The organism is Microvirga yunnanensis (assembly GCF_025460875.1).
Genome location: NZ_JAMXFI010000145.1, coordinates 1 through 20,747 on the forward strand (window position 1 = coordinate 1; position 20,747 = coordinate 20,747).

Here is a 20,747-nt window from a genome sequence, read left to right on the forward strand (position 1 = left end):
GGTACTGTCAAGTTGGCAAGATCCGGGGCCTATGGCAGGGTCTCGGACATGAGCACAACGTCCAGTCCTTACCGCGGCTACCGCTTCCCGGCCGAGATCATCAATCAGGCCGTCTGGTTGTATCACTGCTTCAGCCTGAGTTTGCGGGAGGTTGAGCTGATCCTCGCGGCGCGAGGGGTCGTGGTCAGCTACGAGACGATCCGCGAGTGGAGCCTGCGCTTCGGGCGGACCTACGCCAACAGTCTCAAGCGGCGCCGACCGAAGCCCGGCGACAAATGGTTCTTGGATGAGGTGTTCGTGCGCATCCGCGGCAAGCTGCACTACCTCTGGCGAGCCGTTGATCAGCACGGCAATGTGCTCGACGTGCTGGTCCAGAGCCGCCGCAACAAGAAGGCGGCCATGCGGTTCATCCGCAAGCTGCTGAAGGGCTTGTGCTACGTGCCACGAGTGATCGTGACGGATAAACTCGGATCCTATGGGGCAGCAAAACGTGAGATCCTGCCGGGCGTCGAACACCGTCGGAGCCGATACCTGAACAACCGCTGTGAGGTCTCGCACCAATCCACCCGACGGCGGGAGCGCCACATGCGGCGGTTCAAGTCAGTCCGGCAGGCTCAGCAGTTTCTCGCCACCCACACCCCGATCCACAATCATTTCCAGCTCCGCCGTCACCGTCTTTCCGCCAGTGAGTACCGGACTGCGCGGGATCGCGCCTTCACTACGTGGCGCGATGCGACTGGTACTGCCCTCGTCGGCTGATTTGGGCTGACATGATGGCTATGTCGGCGCCAGCTGCGCCGACTTCGCGCCAAGTTGACAGTACCGGGCAGGAATAGACTTGCATGAGGGCGGGCAATGCTCCCGCGGTGGTAGGAGCTTAAGCCAGGGCACCGTTGCATTAAACTCGGCCTTATAGGGAGGAGCGGTTCATCAAGGATCCGCTCCCGTGTCTCTGTTCAAGCGCCGTCGCTTTCCAGCTGAGATCATCCTGCTGTGCGTGCGCTGGTACTGCAAATACGGCATCAGCTACCGTGATCTGGCTGAGATGATGTCCGAGCGCGGCATCAGCGTCAATCCAAGCACGATCTTTCGATGGGTCCAACGCTATGCCCCGGAAATTGAGAAGCGGGTGCGTCTCTACCAGGGACATCGTTCAGGCTCCTAGAGAGTGGACGAGACCTATGTGCGGGTTGGCGGACGCTGGAGGTACCTGCTTCGCGCGGTCGACAAGCACGGTCGGTTGATCGCTTTCATGCTGTCCGATCGTCGGAATACCAACGCCGCTTATCGGCTCCTGCGTAAGCCCATCAAGGCGATGAGCACCTATCCGCCGTCCTCGATCCCGACCGACAAACTGGCGTCGTATCCCAAGGCCCTCCTGCGCCTGCAGAACGAAGGACTTCTACCGAACGATGTGGTACACCGCACCTCGAAATATTTGAATAACATCCTTGAGGCGGATCATGGCGCGCTCAAATGCAACAGTTCCCGGCCACGTGGGTTGCATAAAGCGGTCCCGCTCAGATGTCGCGCACGTACGCCCCCCTTCCCATTGTGGCAGCGACAAGCCGATCAAAGCGACGGTTCAATCTGAGTTCTGTAACTGGGCTTCGTGGTAGTCCATCCTGGAAAGCCGTCCAGGTCTGGCCACCGTCCACTGTTCGAAAAACCCCGACGTCATTGCCCGCGTAGGCCACCTCGGAGTCAAAGTCCGAAACGGCAACTGCGCTAGTCGGTACATCTGGAAGGATGGTTGGAGCGATCTGTCCGCTCGCATCGAGCCATGTCGTTCCGGCATCTATAGAGCGGAAAAGATGACTAATACCGAGAGGGTTCAGAATCATGTTGGGCCGATTAGTAAAATTTACGCCAGATCCACCGAAGACAACCCAGACATCATCCGGTTCGTGCGGGTTCACTGCGAGTGATTGAATCTGCGCATTGGGGAACAACATATCCGCGGACGTCCCTGCGAGATCAATCCGCGACCAGTCGGCAGCCGTACTGCCACCGTTTACGCCCCGATACAGTGCGCCGTTTTCGGTGCCTAGATAAAGAATAGTTGGATCACTCGGCGCAAACTCGAGTGCAGTGATTGTACCGAAAGCGCTGAAAGGGTTTCCACTCCCGTCGTTGACGCGCTGCCAATTTTGACCGCCGTCGGTCGAACGGAAGAGCTCCGTGGCTCCGCAGACAAAAAGCGTCCGGCTTGTCGACGGATTTACAATTGGGTCCGTTGGATCCAGCTTGATGATGGTTATCCACGGCGATCCTCCGGAGAGCCCGTTCTGTCCGATCTGCTGATGAGTGACTCCTCCATCGGTGGACTTTCGAATGTTAGTAGGAAGTCCGTTCTGCGAAGAGAAATAGAAAATTTTTGGATCGGTCTGGTCAATTGCGACCTGAGTTCCATCGCCCCAGGGAATGTGCCGCCAGACACCAGCGGCGTTGCGATAATAGACGCCATTATCCTGGGCTCCACCTGCGGCAATATCTCGGTCCCGCTCCGCAATGTCTATGTCATACATTTGCGTGATCGCGAGAGCTCCTGATCTGAATTCCCAAGTGGCTCCTCGATCAATTGATCGGTACACTCCTCCGTCATTCGCAAGATAGAGCACGGCTGCACTGTTTGGATCGAACGCTAGATCTTGCTGGTCGGCGTGAACACCCGCGGACGCGGAAGCCCAATCTGCAGAGGCTGCTCCTCCGTTTGTCGTTCGTTGGAGACCGATATTGTTTCCCGCGTAGATCACGTTCTCGTCTGTGGGGTCAACGGCGACCACCGAACACCACTCGTCGAAGGATACGGACGCAACATTGGCCGCAAGCTCAGGCCAAGTTGCTCCGCCGTCTTGTGTTCGGAAAATGCGGCTGCCATTGGGGCCCAGTTTCGCTAAAATACAGTTAGATCCATTCGCTCCGCTGCGACCGATTGAAAGCTTTATCCACCCTGCACCTCCACCTGAAGGCAATTGGCCGGCGGCATCGAGGCGAGTGAACGCGGGCGACATTCCAACCTGTATCCCGCCCGTGACCGTTTCATAGACGCCGTCGAGATGAACCCCTACGTATAGCCGGTCCGGATCGTCATGGGCAATCACGATATCTGTTACGGTTGCGTCGAAGAGAGAGTCTTGGCCCGGATTGGCAATCCAACTGAGACCACCATCGTCTGAGCGGTGCAAGCCCTGATCGCCAGCGAGGTAAAGTATGTCTGGATCGGTTGGATGGACGACAATAGCAGAGAACCGAGTGCTTGAAACCTTGGTCGCGATGCTCCAATGGGTGCCGCCATCGGTTGAGCGATAAAGGCCGATGCCTCCCCATGCTGGATTCCAGCCGTCAGCGTCCTCACCGGATGCCGCATAGATGATGTTAGGGTTCGATGGTGCGAACGCAACCGCGCCGATAGTGAGCGTCGGCTGTAACTCCATAAGAGGTCGCCACGTTATCCCCGAGTTGTCGGACCGCCACACTCCACCCCCAGCCGCACCGGCGATCAAGATGTTGCCCTTCGTCGGGTGTACGGCCAACTGTGTGACCCGACCAATCCCGCTGAATCCAGCTGCTGGAGTAGGCCCAATCGATCTCCAAAGTGAACACCGACGGCGATGGATCCAGCACCACTTGATGAGGGGCGGCATGATAGGTATGCCGTCCACAACGTCGATCTCTCCAAGAAACCTGTTCAGGCATCGGTTGCATATGCTTCGAGGATCACCTGGCTCGATTCCAGGTGGCAGACCTAAGCCTCCCTCTAGGCTCGAGATGTCACCACCGTACCCTGGTGGAAAGGACAATCCCGCACGGCTGAAGATCTGTGGATCCTGGATGGTGGCAAAATCAGGTGCACACAGGATCAGCTGACATATGCGGTCGACTGTGCCGATCCTGACTTCCTCTGAGCTCGTCATGTTGCTTCGAGCCGTTGAGTCCAACAAAACATACTTCCAGTGCGAGCATAGGAGGTCATAAGCTAGCCGGAGCCACGGGTGCTTAGGGAATGCAAACGCTTGAATAAGCGCACGTTCGCCCGGAACCTGACCAACTAAGATCCCTTCGTTCGGTAGAAACTCGAAAGGCCCCAGCAATCTTGGCGCCCGGCGGATTTGAACGTCGGCTCCAATCACCTCACTGAGGTCAAGATACTCTGCCACTTCCGCCGGTACAGGGATCACAATGAATGCTGACTTATCTTTCGTCTCAGGGATCTCGATGGGTGGGGTAAGTGCACTGAGACCCTCAATCTTTTCAGCTCTGCGGATTCGCAACTCGCGTGGCTTTCCGTTGCCCGTGACTAGCAGCGGCGCATTGATCTGGTCCGCCGGTAACCGGGCCTTGGCGAGGAACTCGAGGGCGCGGTCGCGCAGATGGGGTTCGACCACTCCGCGTTCATTCATTCTTTCGACAACATCCAAGCCGGCGCGAAGCCGGCGCAATGAACTAGAGTCTGCTTTGTATCCGGTACGCTCAGTGAACCATCGAGTGCGGCCCACGACTCCTGGCTCTATTCGTATCGGACGGACTGCCTCGTCCCGATCGCGCAACTCTCGGCCTTTTCTTGATTTCGCTGCCCGCCCTACAGGCTGCTGCTTCTTAACCATGTGACCCCTCCATCGAGTGTGCTGCACGGGCGAGGTCCGCAATTGCTGCTAGCTAGAGCAGTCGCGGTTCTGACAGAGCCAGCGCACCAACGCTATCTCTTTGTTCCAGAAGCGATTCCCGTCACGAATCATTATCTGATGCGGGGCCCGTTGCTCTAGTGTTTTGCAGAGCGCTGGCTCGCAGCGTCATTATGAAGTAGAAATCCTTCATGCTGAACTGATCGTCAACGAGGTGCGGACTCGTTTCTCGTCCAAAGGGATCGCGTTTGCTGTGCAACCCAATCCAAGACAAACCACGTCACTAGGAAGGCGAGGCATTCAAGCAGGAAACTATGAAATTTGTAGAAGAGCTCAGCGATCAGAATTGAGATCAAGAACGCGGGAGCCTGGATGACAGCTAGATCGATAAGTTTTGATGACTTCAGAAGCGTGAACACGTTTTCCCCCTATGGTTAAGTCTGAAACTCAGCGTTTTAAGCAACAGAACGCTCAGGGGCCAAGTATAGGCGCTTACAAGCATCCAAGCATAACACCACACGTACCCTTAGTCCATGAACTCACTCATACCAGCCGCGATGCTACGTAATCAGAGCCGAAGGTGTCTATCATGACCTTGTTGCACAGATTGAATGCACCCATGACCTGCAATCAAGCGATGCGGGCAGACTTCGGGTGTCCACCCTCGAGCATGCGGTTCAAAGCATGAATTTCGACGGCAATCTCGATAGCGCGCCGGGGTTCCGTCCGCGAGCGTAAGCTCGTGCCAATCACTCGCTTGATGCGGCTTGTGGCGCTCTCCACCAAGGCTCTTTGCGTGTACCCGGACCGCTTCTGCCAGCCCCTGCGCCCATGCTCAGCGATACTATGGAGATGCCGATCGCGCTGGGTGGGAGTACTCTCTGCCGCATCACTCAGCACTGCCATTGATTGGGGTGAGACGATCACGTCGGCATCCGGATGGCGCTTGGCAACAGTATCGTAGACGCCGACCTGATCGTAGGCACCATCGCCAATGAGTGAGGCGAGGATCTGCCCGGTCTTAGCATCGACACCGATGTGCAGCTTGCGCCAGGATCGTCGTCTGCGGGTACCATGTTTCTCGACCAGCCACTCGCCAGCTCCACACAGCTGCAGCCCAGTGCGGTCGACCAACAGATGCACCGGCCCAGTGCGTGGGATTGGTTTTGCCACCTCGAGGGTCTCGGCGCGACGGCTGAGGGTGCAATGATCCCACACGGCCAGTTCAAGACCGAGGAGCCTCAGGATCGCGCCAATCAAGCCATCGGTCTGACGCAGCGCCAGCCGGAACGCCGCCCGGAGCGTCAGGGCTGTCCTGATCGCCAGGGCTGAGTAATGCGGCTGTGCACTGCGTGAGGTGCGGGGCTCAGCCCGCCAGGCGGCAATGGCTTCCTCGGTGAACCGGACCCTGAGACTGCCCCGCTGGCGCACGGCTGCATCGTACTCTGCCCAGTTCGTCACCCGGTGCTGCTTCGGAATGTGGTGACGGCGAGTGGCATCAGCTTTGAAGGGCACAGTCGAAATCTCTGGTCAGAAGCCGAATAGGCCTTACGCTACCCAGCTGCGGTTACCAAATCGCTCATCTATGCAAAAGGCGGATCTCCGGCACCAGCTGGCGTCTGAGCGCCATCGCTGGTTGAGGTTCTCAGTTTGGGAAGGGTGATGAATGACGTAGTGCAAACCCGTCGAGCCGAAATCAGGAAAACCCGCGACGTTGTCAGAGCCTCGAGCTCGATAATGTGATTGAGACCTGATTGGCGGACTTCCATCAGGGGCCGCGGTCGCATGAACCGCATCAGCAGGCCGTACATATGACCGCACCCGACCATTTTGCAGATACGTTCAACAAAACCCTTACCAGCAGGGAGCGTCTACATACGACAACACGCTTATGTTCCCCTTCTTAGCGCTTCGTATCCAACTCAGGCGCCTGCAGCGGTGCGGGAATACAAATCGGGACGTATGTGGGTTCCGATTCGGTTGGATGTAATAGGCTGCAGTAGCGGATTTTTATGTAGTCGGGGCTGCCAAAGGGCCGTGGAAGAGTGCCGCCTGAGCATTGAAAAGTGTCCCTGAGAACTTCATCCACCGGGATGCAGCACAGCCAGACTTCACGACCCGCGATACCGCTTGTCTCGTAGCTGTGAGAGTAACTTCCTCTCAGACAGGCATTGCTCTCGATGTTGCCACTGGGCACCCGCCGTGGCCGAAACTCCAAGGATCTGTCCAATTGTATTTCACGCATATGAATTCGCGTAGGAGGTATTCGATCCGACCTTACCTCACCCCCAGCGCTCTCTATTGCTTTGGGGGCTGCCTTCGCCAGTATATCTGCTGGTAAAGGTTCGCCTTTCCGCAACTTTGGAGCTTCCGGAGCGGGTGGTTCAGGACGGCCAAGCTGATCTTCTCCAGAGAACACTGCCACTGCGGCATCCCGGGGTTCTGGAGCTTCCGCGCGTTGCTGATTGCGCTCGCGCTCAATTTGGCCGACAAAATCAGCTGTGCGGTCGACTGACCATGTCTCCGACCCACGAGCGCCGGTAACCTGGAACCGCCCATTACGGACAATATAGGCCGTGCCATGCGAAATCAGAAACGTGTCCCGCGGCCGACCTTGCAGGTCAAGGCCTGAATCCGGCGCGAGTACCAGCAGCATTTCTTGTCCCTGTGCACGATCAATCAAGACATGGTTCCGGCTACCACTGAGCACGCGCACGTCAAACGTGTCAGGCAGCACACCCTTGAGCAGTCTTTCTGTATGCAGTCGATAGTGGTGGTATTCTTCACTGTAGGCTGGTGCGTGGTCGATGTCCCCCGGGATTGCTTCGAATGCCTTCTTGCTCGTGCCCACCAGGTTGCCGACCCTGGCAAGTACGATGATCGGCTCGGCTCTTAGTAGGACGTCAAAGCTAGGAGGCTCTGACGGAGCCGGGTAATGAGCCTGCGCCTGTAGGTCAGGAAATAATGATCCAAAAAGCGCGAAGGGGAGCACTAGTACAATGCGGTCGAAATAAGCGCTAAATGTCATAGGCTTTCCCTCCAGCGCACTACTCCCGAGCAAACCACGTCACAATTTCCGTACCGGTTGGCGTCGACCAGCCAGAGTTTACAGCCATGCCAGGACCAACATGACTAGTACTTCCGGTGATATGCAGGAAGCCGGCGGGACAACCTCCCGCAGTAATCTGCATAGAGTCGAGGGAAGTGGCAAAATCCTGCTCGCGGAATCCCTGAACAAATATGCGGGTATCAGCGTGCCAGGCCAAATCCGGTGTGACCCGGCTGTGTTGTCCTTGGATGCACACAGTGCCGGCACTCACGATGCCAGCGGGCGAGATTGTGCATGTGCGCGTGCGCAGCTTGTTCTGTCCATATTCCCAAATGCCCTTCTCACCAGCCCAAACGAAACTATACCAGCACTGGCCTGCATCATTGGCCTCGATTGCGACACCATCATGCACACGGTAGAAGTCATCGACACGGTGGGGAGTCGACCACGAGTCACCATTATCAAACGAGACGCTGGCGTAGATGTAGCCGGTATCGTTCTGACTGGATTCGTCGTAGTTTACCCAGAGTACTATCCACGCACGCCTTCCTCCAACGACAGCGGTAGCGATGCCGGGGGTTGCGGCGGTTGTAGCCGTGGGGAAGTTGGTATAGGCCCAGCTTGCTGCGTTGTCGCGTGACCGTATGATGCGCACGCGGTTGTCATCGTTGCGACCGTCGACTACAGCCCACATCCATGTATCATGGTGATCCGACTCCATAGCAGTGCCATAGCGCGGTCGCGGATGCACGCTATAGAGAAACCAATTCGCGGGATCAAAAGTGACGCCGTCGCCACGGATCCAGGTGAGATTATTGCTAGGCGTGGTCCAGCCGATGACATAGTCGCCTGTGCTGCTGTTACCCGCAGCCGCAATTTTGTTGGTCGTGCGAGCGAAGGTACTGCCGAAGCCCGTAATGTCGTTGCCCAGCGTCGACCAACTCGCTCCGCTGTTATAAGTCGCGAGTTGGCGCAAACGATCATCTGTGCGCAGGCGATAGATGGCACGAATATCCGAAACGTCACCGGACCATGGGCCATAATGCGATGTCCAAGTATAGCCTCCCATGATATTCTTGGTGCTGCTACTGTGATCAAGGCCGATTGTATGCTGTAATTCGTGCATCATCACGGCATGCAGGCTTATTTCCCCTGAGTTGGGCCAGAATGGCGTGAAGTTCCACGGGGTGAGATCGCAGGCATTCTTGGCGTGGACGATGATAATTAGCCGGTCCGGAAAAGAGCCGAATGTCGATGCCAAGCGATTGTCTGCGCAGACATGCTTTTCGTTGGCCGAGATAACGATCTCGCCCGATCCTGCGTCAACGTTATCAGTATAGCCGAAGAACTGCGGACGAACGTCAACGCCGAGAACATGATTGAGGCGCGTATAGGCGTTGATCACTACATTGGTGAAAGGATCTTTCCATGCTGCCGGGAATCCGTTCGCTTCGAACGATCGCCAGTTAATGAGAACTCGTGGGCGCGAGCCCTCGCTATAAGTGATGCGATCCTGGCCGGCAGCCGGCAAGCTCATCAACCCAATTATTGCTGCTGCAGCAATTGACCATATACGCATCGGGATTTCCCCAATGGTAGAAGTAAAAGCAAATATTAATTCAATAGTGCTGCGGATGCAAGCTTGGCGGATCTGTCGCAAATTAGAATCGGCACCCAGAAGGTAGAGGGGAACCCTAGTTGCATTGTTGCACGGGTAGGCGATTTGTCTTCCGAGACTGGAACACATAGAAGAATGGCGCCTTCCAGATCTCGCATTCGACCGTGCCGTTCAAGATCCGTGCCGCTTGCCGCCACCGCATTCCCAAGCAGCAGTACTGGGTCGCGAAGTGGGCGGAGTATGGCGCGCCGGTGATGTCACGGTAACGTTTGGTGAGCGGCTTGTGGCTTAAGAGCCGCAGCATGACCAATCCCATCAGCTACAAGCGCCACCAGTTTCCGTGCGAGATCATCGCCCATGCGGTCTGGCTGTATTTCCGGTTTCCCCTGAGCCTGCGGGTCGTGGAGGAGATGCTGCTCGAGCGCGGCATCATCGTGTCCTACGAAACGATCCGTCGGTGGGGCAGGAAATTCGGTCCAGAGTATGCCCGGCGCCTCTGTCGCAAGCAGCGGAGTCCTCATTATGTCTGGCATCTCGATGAGGTTGTGATCAGCATCGCGGGTAAGAAACACTGACTCTGGCGGGCTGTCGACCAGGACGGATGGTTCTGTCGCAAATCCGGATCAGAGACGAGAAAGGATCAGGTGCTTGTGGAGAGCTCACGCGGCGAGCAGATCGAATTGCTCCGCGAGTGAGGGCTGTGGATTGCAGGCGTACTTCGCCTGTCCTTTCCGCATCATGTGAACCATCTCGATGCCGCTCAAGATCGTCCGAGCGGACGCCATCGACTTGAACCCGAGCATCGGCCGAACCCGCCGTTTGATAGCGCGATGATCCTGTTCAATGCGGTTGTTGAGATATTGACTGTGCCGGATCCGGATCGGCTTCAACTGGCGTCTTGACCGATCCTGGAGCCGGCTTTCCGTGTCGCAGCTCAGAATGGCCTCTCGGTTGGTCTGGCTGCCGTCGATGACGATCCGCTCCGGACGGCCATGCCGCTTCAGAGCCTTGCGCAGGAACCGCTTGGCCGCCGCCAGATTGCGCCGTTCGCTGAACCAGAACTCGACCATGTCGCCATGGCTATCGATGGCACGGTACAGGTACGTCCAGCGCCCACGGACCTTGATGTAGGTTTCATCAATGTGCCATTTCCCGCTGACGGGCCGTTTGTGTCGATTGAACCGCTGCAGCAGCTCGGGAGAGTAACGAACGACCCAGCGATGCACCGTGGCATGGTCGACCGAGATGCCCCGCTCGGCCATCATCTCTTCCAAATTGCGGAGGCTGAGATTGTAGGCGAGATACCACCGCACACAGAGCAGGATCACCGAGCGATCAAAATGCCTGCCCTTGAACATGCCACCCTCTTCCCTGAAGCCGAGGAGGCTATAGCTGAAACTCTGAAACAAAATGTTTGCGACACATCCCATGTGGAGATGCTGGAGTTCAGGATTGGCGACCGGGTCACCTTCCAGCCGCCGGGCCAAGGGCCACTTGAGGGCATGCTGACACGCTACAACAAAAAGACCGTGACAGTGATCACCGACACCGGGCAGACGTGGAATGTCTCGCCCACACTCCTCAGCAGGATCAAGCCAGCCAAGGGTGCCAACACAGCTGAACCCAAGGTGGTCCCCCTGAATAAGCGCTGATGCGAGAGGGTCGATGAGATCCAGGGGAGCATGACCATGTGTGGGCGGATCTGCCCGACGACCTGATGGAAGGTGCTTCACAATAAACAGAGCTTGGTTGGGACGGGTGCTTGCCCCCTGCAGATCGAAACCTGCGGACCGCCACCCCAGGTGGCCTCATGCTTTCCTCCGCAAGCACAACCAACACGGTCGATCCCACCTCTTGAGCCGTTCCGGCTACCCTGGACGGAGCCAGATGTCCGGCTCAATGCCGCAGCTGCTGTTTCAGCCGGATCTCTCCAGCAAGGCATAGCGTTTCATCTCTGGCCTGAGCAGGAATGGTCAGTGATTGCAATTCTGGCCGCCCGGCGATTTCCCGGATGAGCTTGGCCCGGATCGCCTCCATGAACTGGGCCGGATCCTGCACCGGGATCATAAAGGATCCGGGTCCGCCGATCACACACTCGCGGAAGTAGCCGTCGAGGTTCTCCATCTCGGGGAAGACGGACGGCCGATGGATCATGATCGGCAGACCGTTGATGACGATCCCCCGTGCCAAAGCGTCGTCCCGCGCCCACGTCACCGGACGCCCCTTGTTGTTCGGTCCGTCACCCGAGATGTCGATCGCCTGCCGGGTAGCTTCCATGTGACTGTCCTCCAGCAGCCGCATGCCGAACTCAATTACTCCGGAAAGCGAGGTGAAGCCTCCACTATGCAGTGGCGCCTGGGACAGGAGATCCGCGAATATGATCGCGTCTGTTGGCTGTTTGATGACGGTCCAGGGAATGACGACGGACTGCTCTGTCTCTCCGGCCCATTCGATGTATGTGACGGCAATACGGCCCAGTACACCGCGGCGGACGGCATCATACAGGGCAGGGGAGCGGAAGGCCTCGATGAAGCCGGCCCGCTGCAACTCCTGTTCCACCGGCTCCATGGAGGCCGACACATCGACGGCCAGCACCAGCGAGAGATCAACGGCGAGTTCGGCGCATGCGCCCGATCCTGATGCGGCAAGCACCCCCGCCGCCAGGAGCACGGGACCGAGAAAGGATCGGGGCTGGTTCATCGCAGCAATGGCATGGCCGCCACCTCCGCTCATTCATCCGTCGAATACATCCTGACGATCTCCGGTCTGAATCCGGATCAATTCCTACCGAACAGGCAGGCCGTACTGGAGGCCGCCCTTGGTCCAGAGCGCGTTCTGGCCGCGCTTGATCTTGAGCGGCGAACCCTCGCCGACGTTGCGCTCGAAGCTCTCGCCGTAGTTGCCCACGTGCCTGATGATGCGCACGGCCCAGTCGTTGGTCAGGCCGATGGCCTCGCCGAACTTGCCCTCGGTGCCGAGCAGGCGCTTGATCTCTGGATTGGCCGAGGTCTTCATCTGCTCGATATTGGCCTTGGTCACGCCGAGCTCCTCGGCATCGAGCATGGCATTGAAGGTCCAGCGCACGATGTCGGCCCACTGGTTGTCACCCTGGCGCACGGCCGGCCCGAGCGGCTCCTTCGAGATGACCTCCGGCAGGATCACGTGATCGTCCGGGTTCGAGAGGGTCAGCCGCGCGGCATAGAGGCCAGAGATATCGGTTGTCATCGCATCGCAGCGGCCGGCCTCATAAGCCGCCTTCGCCTCCGTCGCATTCACGAAGCTCACCGGCTGATACGTCAGGCCATTGGCGCGAAAGTAGTCAGCGAGGTTGAGCTCGGTCGTGGTGCCCTGGTCAGTGCAGACCGACTTGCCGTTCAACTCCTTGGCTGAGGCAAGTCCGAACGTCTTGCGGACCATAAAGCCCTGGCCGTCGAAGTAGTTGATGGCCGGAAACTCGAGGCCGACCTGGGTGTCACGCGCCATGGTCGCTGTCGAGTTGCGGGCAAGCACGTCGACCTGTCCGGACTTGAGGGCCGTGAAGCGGTCCTGGGCCGAGAGCGGGACGAACTGCACCTTGGTCGGGTCGTCGAAGATGGCGGCCGCGAGGGCGCGGCAGAGATCGACGTCGAGACCGGACCAGTTGCCCTGCGCATCCGGCGCGCCGAAGCCGGGGGCGCCCCGGTTCGAGCCGCAGGTCAGGACGCCCTTCTGCTTCACGCTGGCCAGCGTCGCCTGGGCCGAGGCTCCCGTGGCGGCGAGCACCGCCATGGTGATCGCGAGGGCCGCCGATATCGAAATCCTCCTCATGATCTTGCCTCCCTCCGCTCACTGGTCGGCCGCGCTGGGAACTTCCGACGGCGGCACGTCGGCCCGGCTATCCAAGCCCTGCCAGCTCCAAACCGCGCTCGTAGTGCTCCAGGTCAGCCGCATGCTGAAACCGGGCCGGCAAGCGAAGCCACCCGATCGCGCCGCCCACCGCCCGCAGCTCCTCCTCGCCCAGGCGCTGACGCAGCGCTTCCCGCATCCGATTAGCATGCATGGCTGCTTCGTCCGTGCGTCCAGCATAGGCTGCCGCAGCGGCCAGCCAGCCCCGGTTCGTGGTAATCCGATCCGGCGACTGCCGCATCCAGAACAGCGCATCCTCATAGCGGCGGCCGACGAAGCAGGATTTGCCCATCTGTTCAACTGAGACCGCCGGGAAGTATGGGTTGAACCGGATCGACTGCTCTGCCTGCATGATGCCGCGCTCGGCTTCTCCCGCATAGGCATACTCCAGGCCCGTATAGCCCAGGGTCTCGACGTCACCCGGACTGAGGGTGACAGCGCGGTCGAGGTGCACGTGGGCACCTGCGAAGTCGCGCCTGTACTGCAGGAGCAGTCCCATCATCCAGTGGCCCTGAGGATCGAGAGGGTCGAGGGCGATCGCTTGCTGTGCGTGGATGATCGCTCTCTCCCGTCGCTCCTCCTCCTGCAAGGGACTGATGCCCCCGGCGTGCATGATCGCGCAAGCCAGCCCGGCATGCGCCATGGCAGAATTCGGGTCCTGCTCGAGCGCACGGCTGAAGAACTGGAGCGCTTGGATTTGAGCCGCATGCAAGGTCGAGCGTTGGTACTCCCGGCCACGCAAGCAGTGCTCGTAGGCGCTCAGCGAATGGATCTCGCGGTGACGGATCCGCTCCAGCTCTGCCTGTTCGACGTGAACTGGGATGCTCGCGACGATAGCTTTGGCCGCAGTCTCTTGGAACTGTGGCAGCTCCTCCCAGTCGCCCTGGTAGCGCTCCGCCCAGAGTTGACGCTGCGAGGCGTTGTCGACGAGCTGGACGGTCACGCTCAAGCGGTTGCCAGTGCGCCGAACACTACCCTCGATCGTGTAGCGGGCGCCGAGCTGGCGCAACCGGGCCTCGGGATTAGGGTCGCGACCGAGTGCGAAGGACGTGTGCCGGGCCAGGACACCGAGCCGGCGGAAGCGCGCCAGATCGGCGATCACGTCCTCGGTCAGGGCCGCCGGCAGGCTGACCAGCGCCTGGTCCTCGGAGAGGTCCCGGAAGGGCAACACGGCCACGAGGGGCTTGCCGTCCGCGGGCAGGTCGCTGCGGCCCAGAACCCAGGCGGCATTGAACGGCTCCGGGGCAGAGCGCCCACTGGTCTGGCTCACGGCCCGGGCGAGTTGCTCGACCTCGGCTCCCGGCCGGATCTGGAGGTCACGCTCAAGGCGGACGCGAAGTTGGCCATAGCGCCCGGCCGCGAGCGCACGTTCGCCCTGAGTCAGATGCAGCCGCATCAGTGCTGCATGCATGCGCTCGCAGTAGGGGTCGATCACGAGATAACGCTGGGCGCAGGCCTTGGCCTCCGTCACCTCGCCGCGCCACAGCCGGAGCGAGAACAGATTCCAGAAGGCCGAGCGCGCCACCTCGCGCAGGCGCTCCCGTTCGGGCAGTAGCCAATCCTCGTATTCGGAGCTGAGATCGCCCGCATCCGACAGGAGATCGCCGCAGTACAGATCGCAGGCTGCGGTGAGGGCTTCGAGTGTCCCTTCCGCCGCGAGCGCCTCGAAGCGCACGACATCGACGGCCACGCGATCCGGGTCAAGCCAGAGCGAGCGGCTGTTGCTATGGAGCGGCCCTTCGTTTCCGCCAAGGATCGTTCTGAGCTGGTGCAGGACGAAGCGCAGGTTGCCCTGGGCATGCGGCGGGTCGGAGTCCGGCCACAGCAACGCCTGGAGGGTGTCGCGCCGATGCTTCGTGCCGGGGTGAAATGCCAAGCGCGCGAGGAGCTGGGGCCCCTTCTCGCCCGCGAGTTTGATGGGTCCGCGGTCGGGATGCCGCAGGCGAAGCCCGCCGAGCAGTGCGATCTCGAGTTCCGTCATGGAGGCCTCGGACGCTGTCGCAGCAGGACCAGTCTAGCACCGCGTCAGGATCCGCGAAACGCCCGGAGGCCTCGCCTCACGCCTGTCTAACGCTCCGTCGGCTCAACTCCCGCAAGCACCGCACGCGGGAGGATCGATCCATGAGGAAAGCTTGCTCGCTCCAAGGCCACGACGACACGATCGGCAGCCTTTGGGACGCCCTTCGTCTCGCCCGTATGATCGCTCTGGTCGCTTGTGGCCTCGCGTTGGCGTTGGCCGCCATTGGCCCTGCTCTGGCCCGTTCGGCCGGATCCGACGAATGCCTTGAGAGCGAATGGATCGCCGAGGCACGAGCCTTCGTCATCGGGGAGACGGGCATCCAAGCCCCCGGGATTTGCGTTCGCCTGGCGCCGAAGGAGCGTCTGGACGGGCTCGTGTTCCCGATGACCCTCGGTGAGTCTCACAGCGAGGCTGTGGCTGCCGTCTACGTTCCGACCACGCGGGAGATCCTGCTCGCCGACGATCTCGATCCCGACACCCCGCTCGCGCGCAGCTATCTCGTGCACGAACTGGTGCATGCGCAGCAGTTCGCGAGCCGGGCGCACGAGCGCGCCTCATGCCCAGGGGCGCTGGAGGCGGACGCTTATGGCCTCCAGGCCCTCTATCTCCGCACCCGGGGCCTGCGGGAGGAGGCGTTCCTGCTCCAGGTTCTCGGCCTGTTTCAGGGTGCCTGCGGCTATTCGGACTGATTTCTCCAGCCGCGTGCCGGCGAATCATCCCTGGGGCCATGCGCAGCAACTCAGCGGGACAGTACTCATTTCGGGCATCGACACGACAGCCGGGATTGTCCCGTCAGCCCGCTGCTCAAGTTCAATCGGTACGAAACCACCGTGGGCGAAGCGCCGGCGGAACGGGAGCTTGGGATGCTGAGCGGACCGCGCCTCATGACCCACCCTGATGCTGGCAGGCGGGATGCTGCTCGCGAACGGCGCGGCTCCGGCCGAAACCCGGGTCGATCTCGCGCTGGTGCTGGCGGTCGATGTCTCCTTTTCCATGGAGCCGGATGAGCCAGACCTCCAGCGACACGGCTTTGCCGAGGCACTCCAGTCCCCCGAGGTTCATCGGGCGATCCGTCAGGGCATGCTGGGGCGCATCGCTGTGGTTTACCTCGAGTGGTCCGGGGCGTTCGATCAGCAGATCGTCGTCCCCTGGACCATCATCGAGCAGCCCGCCGATGGCGTGGCCTTTGCCGAACGGCTTTCGCGGAGTCCGGTCCACCGCATGGGCTACACCTCGATTTCGGGGGGCATCGACTTCGGTGTCCGGCAGCTTCGTCAGAGCGGCGTGCAGGCGGATCGGCAGGTGATCGACATCTCGGGCGATGGAGCCAACAACACGGGCCGAACCGTGACCCCTGCACGCGATGGTGTCTTGACCCAGGGCATCACCATCAACGGCCTGCCGATCATGCTGAAGCGGCCCGACGGCATCTGGGATATCGACAACCTCGACCTCTACTTCCGCGACTGCGTCATCGGAGGACCGGAGGCCTTTCTGGTTCCGGTGCGGGAGAAGGCGCACTTCATCAAGGCTATCACGGCCAAGATCATCCGGGAGATCACGGACCAGTGGCAGCCTCGCTCGCTGCTCCAGCCTGCCCAAGCTGACGCATCGACGAACTGCTTGGCTGGCGAGCGGCGGAGACACCAGCCGACAGCCAGGTGACCAGGACATAGCGGTCGCAGGGGATGGCCGGCGTCCGTGGGCTATCCCGCCGCAAGCGGCGCTTCTCCAAGGCACCATTCGCCAACCCGCTTCCTCCGGGCCTTGAGCGACAGGATCCTCGTTCGGGAGTACAATGCCCGGAGTAGCGTTTCCCGACGCTCCGATGAGCGCCGCCAGCCTATCATTCGGGAGAGCGGCTGATGTCTCTCAGGCTTGATCTCTTCACGGCGATGGCCCTGCTTGGTTCCGCGCCGCCCACTGAGGCTCACGACATCTACTCGCCTCTCAGGGACAGGTTAGGGCACAGTTGCTGCCACGAGGGCGACTGTCGACCCGCGCCCTATCGGGTGACGCCGACGGGTGTGCAGATGTTGGTCGAGGGACAGTGGATCGGGGTACTAGACTTTACGATCCAATATCGGGTGCTGCTCGGGGATACGGGTGAAACGGACGGGGGGCATTGGTGCGGGCGGTTCGAGAACGGACCTGGCTTCATGATGGGCTATGCCACCTACTGCGCCATCCTGCCGCCAAACCCAACGGCGATTTTCGAACCCGCGTTTGCCATTCGTGAGAGGTCCATCCGACCCGTCCCATGACGAAGCCTGCCCTTGGGAGGTGAGAGGGCGGACGGGTCCCACAAGGCCAACCAAACCGGCTGCCTGCTACCACAGACGGGCATTTGCTGTCGGCGAAGGCGAGCGGCCTCCCGCCTTAAGATTGCCTCTGGTGAAATCAGGAAACAGGCGGAAAGAGGTATCCTGAAGGGAAGGCGACCACTTCTTTATTGTGGTCTTCCGGTATCCGCCCGGATTGTTGCAAGGACCATGGCTGAGGCTTGGGCTAGGGCGTGTCTCTCGGCTTCCGTGAATGCCGACACATCCATTGCGCCGATCTTGGGGGCTCCGCTCATGGCTTGGGTAGCGAACTCGATGAGGGCCTTCTTAGCGCATCTCTGGCCGTCCTCAGGGCCCATCTCGATGAGCATCTGAGAAACGCTATGCGTCAGGTCGCCCGCTACCAATTCGACAAGATCGTCATGGTCCATCGGCGCTTCCTCCCTGATGTTGTTTTTAGGCTTCTCAGTCTGTCAGAAAGAAAGGCAAAGATGAGTCCACAAGTGGGCAGCACGAAAGCTTCAGCGCAAAGCAAGGAGGGGGCGTACAGAGTCAGTTCTTGGGTTCTCCAAGTGGAGTAAGAGTGAGGCGAGCAGTGTCACAGCCGCCTGAACGGCCACTCCAATTGCCGCGGTCCACCCGAGAGTCGCTAGGGCAGACATCATAGGCGTCTTATCTGCTGAGATGACAGCCCACATCCTGGGGCGCGCCTTGGTGGGCAAGGACCGGGACCCGAGGGAGCCGTGGAGGATGGTCGCTTGCCTGAGCCCTAACGGCAAAGAGGTGGTGAACCGGTTGCTGGAGACCGTGGCTCCTTAGCTGAATGATAGGAATTAGATCAAGGAATCAGGGCCGCGGGACTAAAGCTTGGCTTTGAACCGGTCAGGCGCTATGCGGAGGTATGCTCAAGCTTGAACAAGGTCTATCCGGCCAAACCCGCGAGGCGAACGGCCCTGCACTGCATCAGCGAGAAGAACTCGCAAGACTGACGGATGACATCAACGACCTTAAACAGCGCATCTCTGATCAAATCGCCCTCATTCAGGACCTCGCCTGGGAAGCCCAGGGCACGGCATCCGCCAAGGCGGAGCTGCACGAGATGCAGGAGACGCTCAGGGACTGGTACGCCCATCGCGACTTGCTAGTGAAGCTCCAGACTTTGGAGCCGCAACCGACTTGAACTTGGAGTCTTACTTGCCATCAAAGATGATACTTGAAAGGGTGGTCTATGCCCGCACATTCGAAGGCTGGCTTACAGTTCATCCCATCAATTTCCTGAGATTTCCAAGGTTTTCAAATCGTTTGCGGCGGCTCCATGCGGCACGACCGCCCATGTCCACTTTATCGTCATCCAATCTGCCGATTTGGATCAGGGTTATAATTCGCTAAGCTAAAGAAAGACTCGGCTTCGACTCGGGAGGCATTCCGAAGATCGGCGTAGTCAGCATAGGTTGGGGTGAGAACGCTTTCTAGCGTGGTCATCACTGCCACGGTGGCATTGACCACTTCATCTAAATCAACACCCTTGACATCATCAATCGCCTTCTTGCGCTCAGCTTGTGTTCGGAAAATTGGATGGGCGATTTTCTTGTCGCGATGATTTCTGATCCGTTCAAGTGCCTTGCCGCTTTCGATCTCGAAAATCAGGCTGAGGCAACTTTCTAGCTCTTCGATCCTTGCCTTAAAGTTCGGTGGAGGCAGAACCGGTTTATCCTCCTGCTCACGCATGTCGACCGGAGCCAGAATTTCGCCGTCCAGAATTCCTGCAACTGGCAACTCGACCCGAGGCTTACTATGCGTAGCCAAGTTCTGTAGCACGAGAGGAAATACCTCTCGATCGCGTAGAAGCGCTGCGATTGTGGGCAGGCTGAAGCTGCCAGCATCAAATTTGTCCCACAAACGACAAAGCTGCACGACTTCGTAATAAAGTACAGTCGAAACAAGTGTGCTGCTCGGGCTGTGAGCAGCCTTCGTAATCGAGCGGCCAAAGTCAGACTCGAAGAAGGCGCGTGTCTGCTCATTGAGCCGAATTGTCTCTATGACGAGCGCTGACGTCATGGTTAAGCGGTTTTTCGCTACGAAGAACCGCTCGTCGGCTGTTAGATGCGAGAAGTTCTGAGGTTCGCCAGCCGCCATGTTTTTCCCCGAGAAGTATCAGGGAAGCCTAATCATGGCGACCGATAATCTCAATCGCTTAACAGCGCCCGCTGCTCGGGTTCCATTCGCCACATGGTCACGGATAGCGCACAGGAGTCGGTTCCGGTTCAGGCAGTGGGATGAACTCCGTCTCGTCACCGGGAACGGTGTCGAAGCGGGCTGCCTTCCAATCGGCCTTGGCCTGCTCAATGCGGTCTTGTCGCGACGAGACGAAGTTCCACCAGATGAAGCGAGGTCCGTCCATCGGCTCGCCGCCCAGCATCATGAAGCGGGCATCGCTGCGGGCCCGGATCGTGATGCGGTCGCCGGGCCGGAACACCAGCAGCTGTCCGGGCGGGAACACGTCACCCGCGATCTCGACCTCGCCCGACACGGTGTAGATCGCCCGCTCGTCATAGTCCGGATCCAGCGGCACCGCGGCTCCCGCCTGGAGCGCCACGTCGGCGTAGAACATCGGGCTGGATGTCTTCACCGGGGAGGTGGCACCGAGGATAGAGCCGGCTATCAGGCGCACCGTCTTGCCGTCGCCTTCGAGCACCGGCATCTGCCCGGCCTCATAGTGGACGAAGTCGGGCGTGGTCTCCTCGTCCTTGGCTGACAACGCTACCCAACTCTGGATGCCGAACAGCTTCGAGCCCGTCGTGCGCAACTCCTGGCCTGTCCGTTCGGAATGCACAATCCCACGGCCGGCGGTCATCCAGTTGAGCTCGCCCGGCCGGATCGGCAGTTCGGTTCCCAGCGAGTCCCGGTGCATGATCTCGCCATCGAACAGGTACGTGACGGTCGAGAGGCCGATATGCGGATGAGGCCGCACATCCATGCCGGACCCGAGCAGGAACTCGGACGGCCCCATCTGGTCGAAGAAGATGAAAGGGCCGACCATCTGCCGCTGCGCCGATGGGAGCGCCCGGCGCACCTCGAAGCTACCGAGGTCGCGCGCCCGCGGCACGATGACCATCTCGATGGCCTCACAGGCCAGCTTGTCACCAGGCCGTGGATCGTCAGCGGGATTCCAACTCATCAGATCGTCTCCTTACACGCTTGTGGCGGGTGGGCGAGGGGCTGGGTGGACCAGAGGGCCGGCCCATACCGAAGGGTAATTGGCCGGCTT

The 20,747-nt window shown here is 59.8% G+C and carries 19 protein-coding genes and 1 pseudogene; 9 read left to right on the forward strand and 11 right to left on the reverse strand.

Annotated features, from left to right (window positions below; translation table 11 throughout):
* Positions 1-48 precede the first annotated feature (48 nt).
* The 3 genes from NF876_RS37980 (at position 49) to NF876_RS43720 (ending at position 1,594) form a co-directional block, all read left to right on the forward strand.
* Positions 49-759, forward strand: a complete 711-nt coding sequence (locus NF876_RS37980) for an IS6 family transposase (protein WP_210804828.1) — start codon at positions 49-51, stop codon at positions 757-759.
* A 187-nt stretch (positions 760-946) separates the two neighbouring features.
* Positions 947-1,165 (forward strand): transposase, encoded by a 219-nt coding sequence (locus NF876_RS37985; protein ID WP_173945858.1) that lies wholly within the window; start codon positions 947-949, stop codon positions 1,163-1,165.
* Between the two features lie 3 nt (positions 1,166-1,168).
* The gene (locus NF876_RS43720; protein ID WP_173945859.1) at positions 1,169-1,594 is read left to right on the forward strand and encodes a DDE-type integrase/transposase/recombinase; all 426 of its coding nucleotides are present in this window, start codon (positions 1,169-1,171) and stop codon (positions 1,592-1,594) included.
* On the opposite strand, the gene NF876_RS37990 is transcribed toward NF876_RS43720, so the two are convergent.
* The 4 genes from NF876_RS37990 to NF876_RS38005 form a co-directional block, all read right to left on the reverse strand.
* A complete protein-coding gene (locus NF876_RS37990; RefSeq protein ID WP_210806424.1) occupies positions 1,521-4,607 on the reverse strand; it encodes a WD40/YVTN/BNR-like repeat-containing protein in 3,087 nt (1,028 codons plus the stop codon). The genes NF876_RS43720 and NF876_RS37990 overlap by 74 nt on opposite strands.
* A gap of 648 nt (positions 4,608-5,255) precedes the next feature.
* Entirely contained in the window at positions 5,256-6,140 is an 885-nt protein-coding gene (locus tag NF876_RS37995) for an IS5 family transposase (protein ID WP_210806426.1), read from the reverse strand.
* A gap of 388 nt (positions 6,141-6,528) precedes the next feature.
* Entirely contained in the window at positions 6,529-7,653 is a 1,125-nt protein-coding gene (locus NF876_RS38000) for a hypothetical protein (RefSeq protein WP_210806428.1), read from the reverse strand.
* 19 nt (positions 7,654-7,672) lie between these two features.
* Positions 7,673-9,253: a matrixin family metalloprotease gene (locus NF876_RS38005; protein WP_173945863.1), complete on the reverse strand. Its 1,581-nt coding sequence runs from the start codon at positions 9,251-9,253 to the stop codon at positions 7,673-7,675.
* Between the two features lie 341 nt (positions 9,254-9,594).
* Between NF876_RS38005 and NF876_RS38010 the strand changes: the two are divergent.
* Positions 9,595-9,864: pseudogene (locus NF876_RS38010) on the forward strand (transposase family protein); the annotation flags it as partial.
* Positions 9,865-9,951: 87 nt separating this feature from the next.
* On the opposite strand, the gene NF876_RS38015 reads toward NF876_RS38010, so the two are convergent.
* Positions 9,952-10,650, reverse strand: a complete 699-nt coding sequence (locus NF876_RS38015) for an IS6 family transposase (protein ID WP_210806430.1) — start codon at positions 10,648-10,650, stop codon at positions 9,952-9,954.
* Between NF876_RS38015 and NF876_RS38020 the strand changes: the two genes are divergently transcribed.
* Complete coding sequence (locus tag NF876_RS38020) at positions 10,633-10,944, forward strand: hypothetical protein (protein WP_210271959.1); 312 nt, start codon at positions 10,633-10,635, stop codon at positions 10,942-10,944. The two genes, NF876_RS38015 and NF876_RS38020, sit on opposite strands and share 18 nt — an antisense overlap.
* A 244-nt stretch (positions 10,945-11,188) precedes the next feature.
* Here the strand turns inward: NF876_RS38020 and NF876_RS38025 are convergent, their stop codons facing one another.
* The 3 genes from NF876_RS38025 to NF876_RS38035 form a co-directional block, all read right to left on the reverse strand.
* Positions 11,189-12,025 (reverse strand): DUF1194 domain-containing protein, encoded by an 837-nt coding sequence (locus NF876_RS38025; protein ID WP_173945865.1) that lies wholly within the window; start codon positions 12,023-12,025, stop codon positions 11,189-11,191.
* Between the two features lie 51 nt (positions 12,026-12,076).
* Positions 12,077-13,099 (reverse strand): amino acid ABC transporter substrate-binding protein, encoded by a 1,023-nt coding sequence (locus NF876_RS38030; RefSeq protein WP_210806434.1) that lies wholly within the window; start codon positions 13,097-13,099, stop codon positions 12,077-12,079.
* 67 nt (positions 13,100-13,166) lie between these two features.
* Complete coding sequence (locus NF876_RS38035) at positions 13,167-15,158, reverse strand: BTAD domain-containing putative transcriptional regulator (protein WP_210806436.1); 1,992 nt, start codon at positions 15,156-15,158, stop codon at positions 13,167-13,169.
* Positions 15,159-15,298: 140 nt separating this feature from the next.
* Between NF876_RS38035 and NF876_RS38040 the strand changes: the two genes are divergently transcribed.
* From NF876_RS38040 to NF876_RS38050, 3 genes are all read left to right on the forward strand, one after another.
* Entirely contained in the window at positions 15,299-15,886 is a 588-nt protein-coding gene (locus NF876_RS38040) for a DUF6647 family protein (protein WP_210806438.1), read from the forward strand.
* Positions 15,887-16,094: 208 nt separating this feature from the next.
* Positions 16,095-16,862, forward strand: coding sequence for a DUF1194 domain-containing protein (locus tag NF876_RS38045; protein ID WP_210806440.1), 768 nt, complete (start codon positions 16,095-16,097; stop codon positions 16,860-16,862).
* Between the two features lie 200 nt (positions 16,863-17,062).
* Positions 17,063-17,461 (forward strand): hypothetical protein, encoded by a 399-nt coding sequence (locus NF876_RS38050; RefSeq protein ID WP_210806442.1) that lies wholly within the window; start codon positions 17,063-17,065, stop codon positions 17,459-17,461.
* A gap of 185 nt (positions 17,462-17,646) precedes the next feature.
* Here the strand turns inward: NF876_RS38050 and NF876_RS38055 are convergent, their stop codons facing one another.
* Positions 17,647-17,910, reverse strand: coding sequence for a hypothetical protein (locus tag NF876_RS38055; protein WP_210806444.1), 264 nt, complete (start codon positions 17,908-17,910; stop codon positions 17,647-17,649).
* A gap of 470 nt (positions 17,911-18,380) precedes the next feature.
* Here NF876_RS38055 and NF876_RS38060 point away from each other — a divergent pair, with 470 nt between their 5' ends.
* Positions 18,381-18,659, forward strand: coding sequence for a hypothetical protein (locus NF876_RS38060; RefSeq protein ID WP_210806446.1), 279 nt, complete (start codon positions 18,381-18,383; stop codon positions 18,657-18,659).
* 167 nt (positions 18,660-18,826) lie between these two features.
* On the opposite strand, the gene NF876_RS38065 is transcribed toward NF876_RS38060, so the two are convergent.
* Together NF876_RS38065 and NF876_RS38070 are read right to left on the reverse strand one after the other, a co-directional pair.
* The gene (locus tag NF876_RS38065; RefSeq protein ID WP_210806448.1) at positions 18,827-19,615 is read right to left on the reverse strand and encodes an AbiU2 domain-containing protein; all 789 of its coding nucleotides are present in this window, start codon (positions 19,613-19,615) and stop codon (positions 18,827-18,829) included.
* Between the two features lie 97 nt (positions 19,616-19,712).
* Complete coding sequence (locus NF876_RS38070) at positions 19,713-20,657, reverse strand: pirin family protein (RefSeq protein WP_210806450.1); 945 nt, start codon at positions 20,655-20,657, stop codon at positions 19,713-19,715.
* Positions 20,658-20,747: the final 90 nt, after the last annotated feature.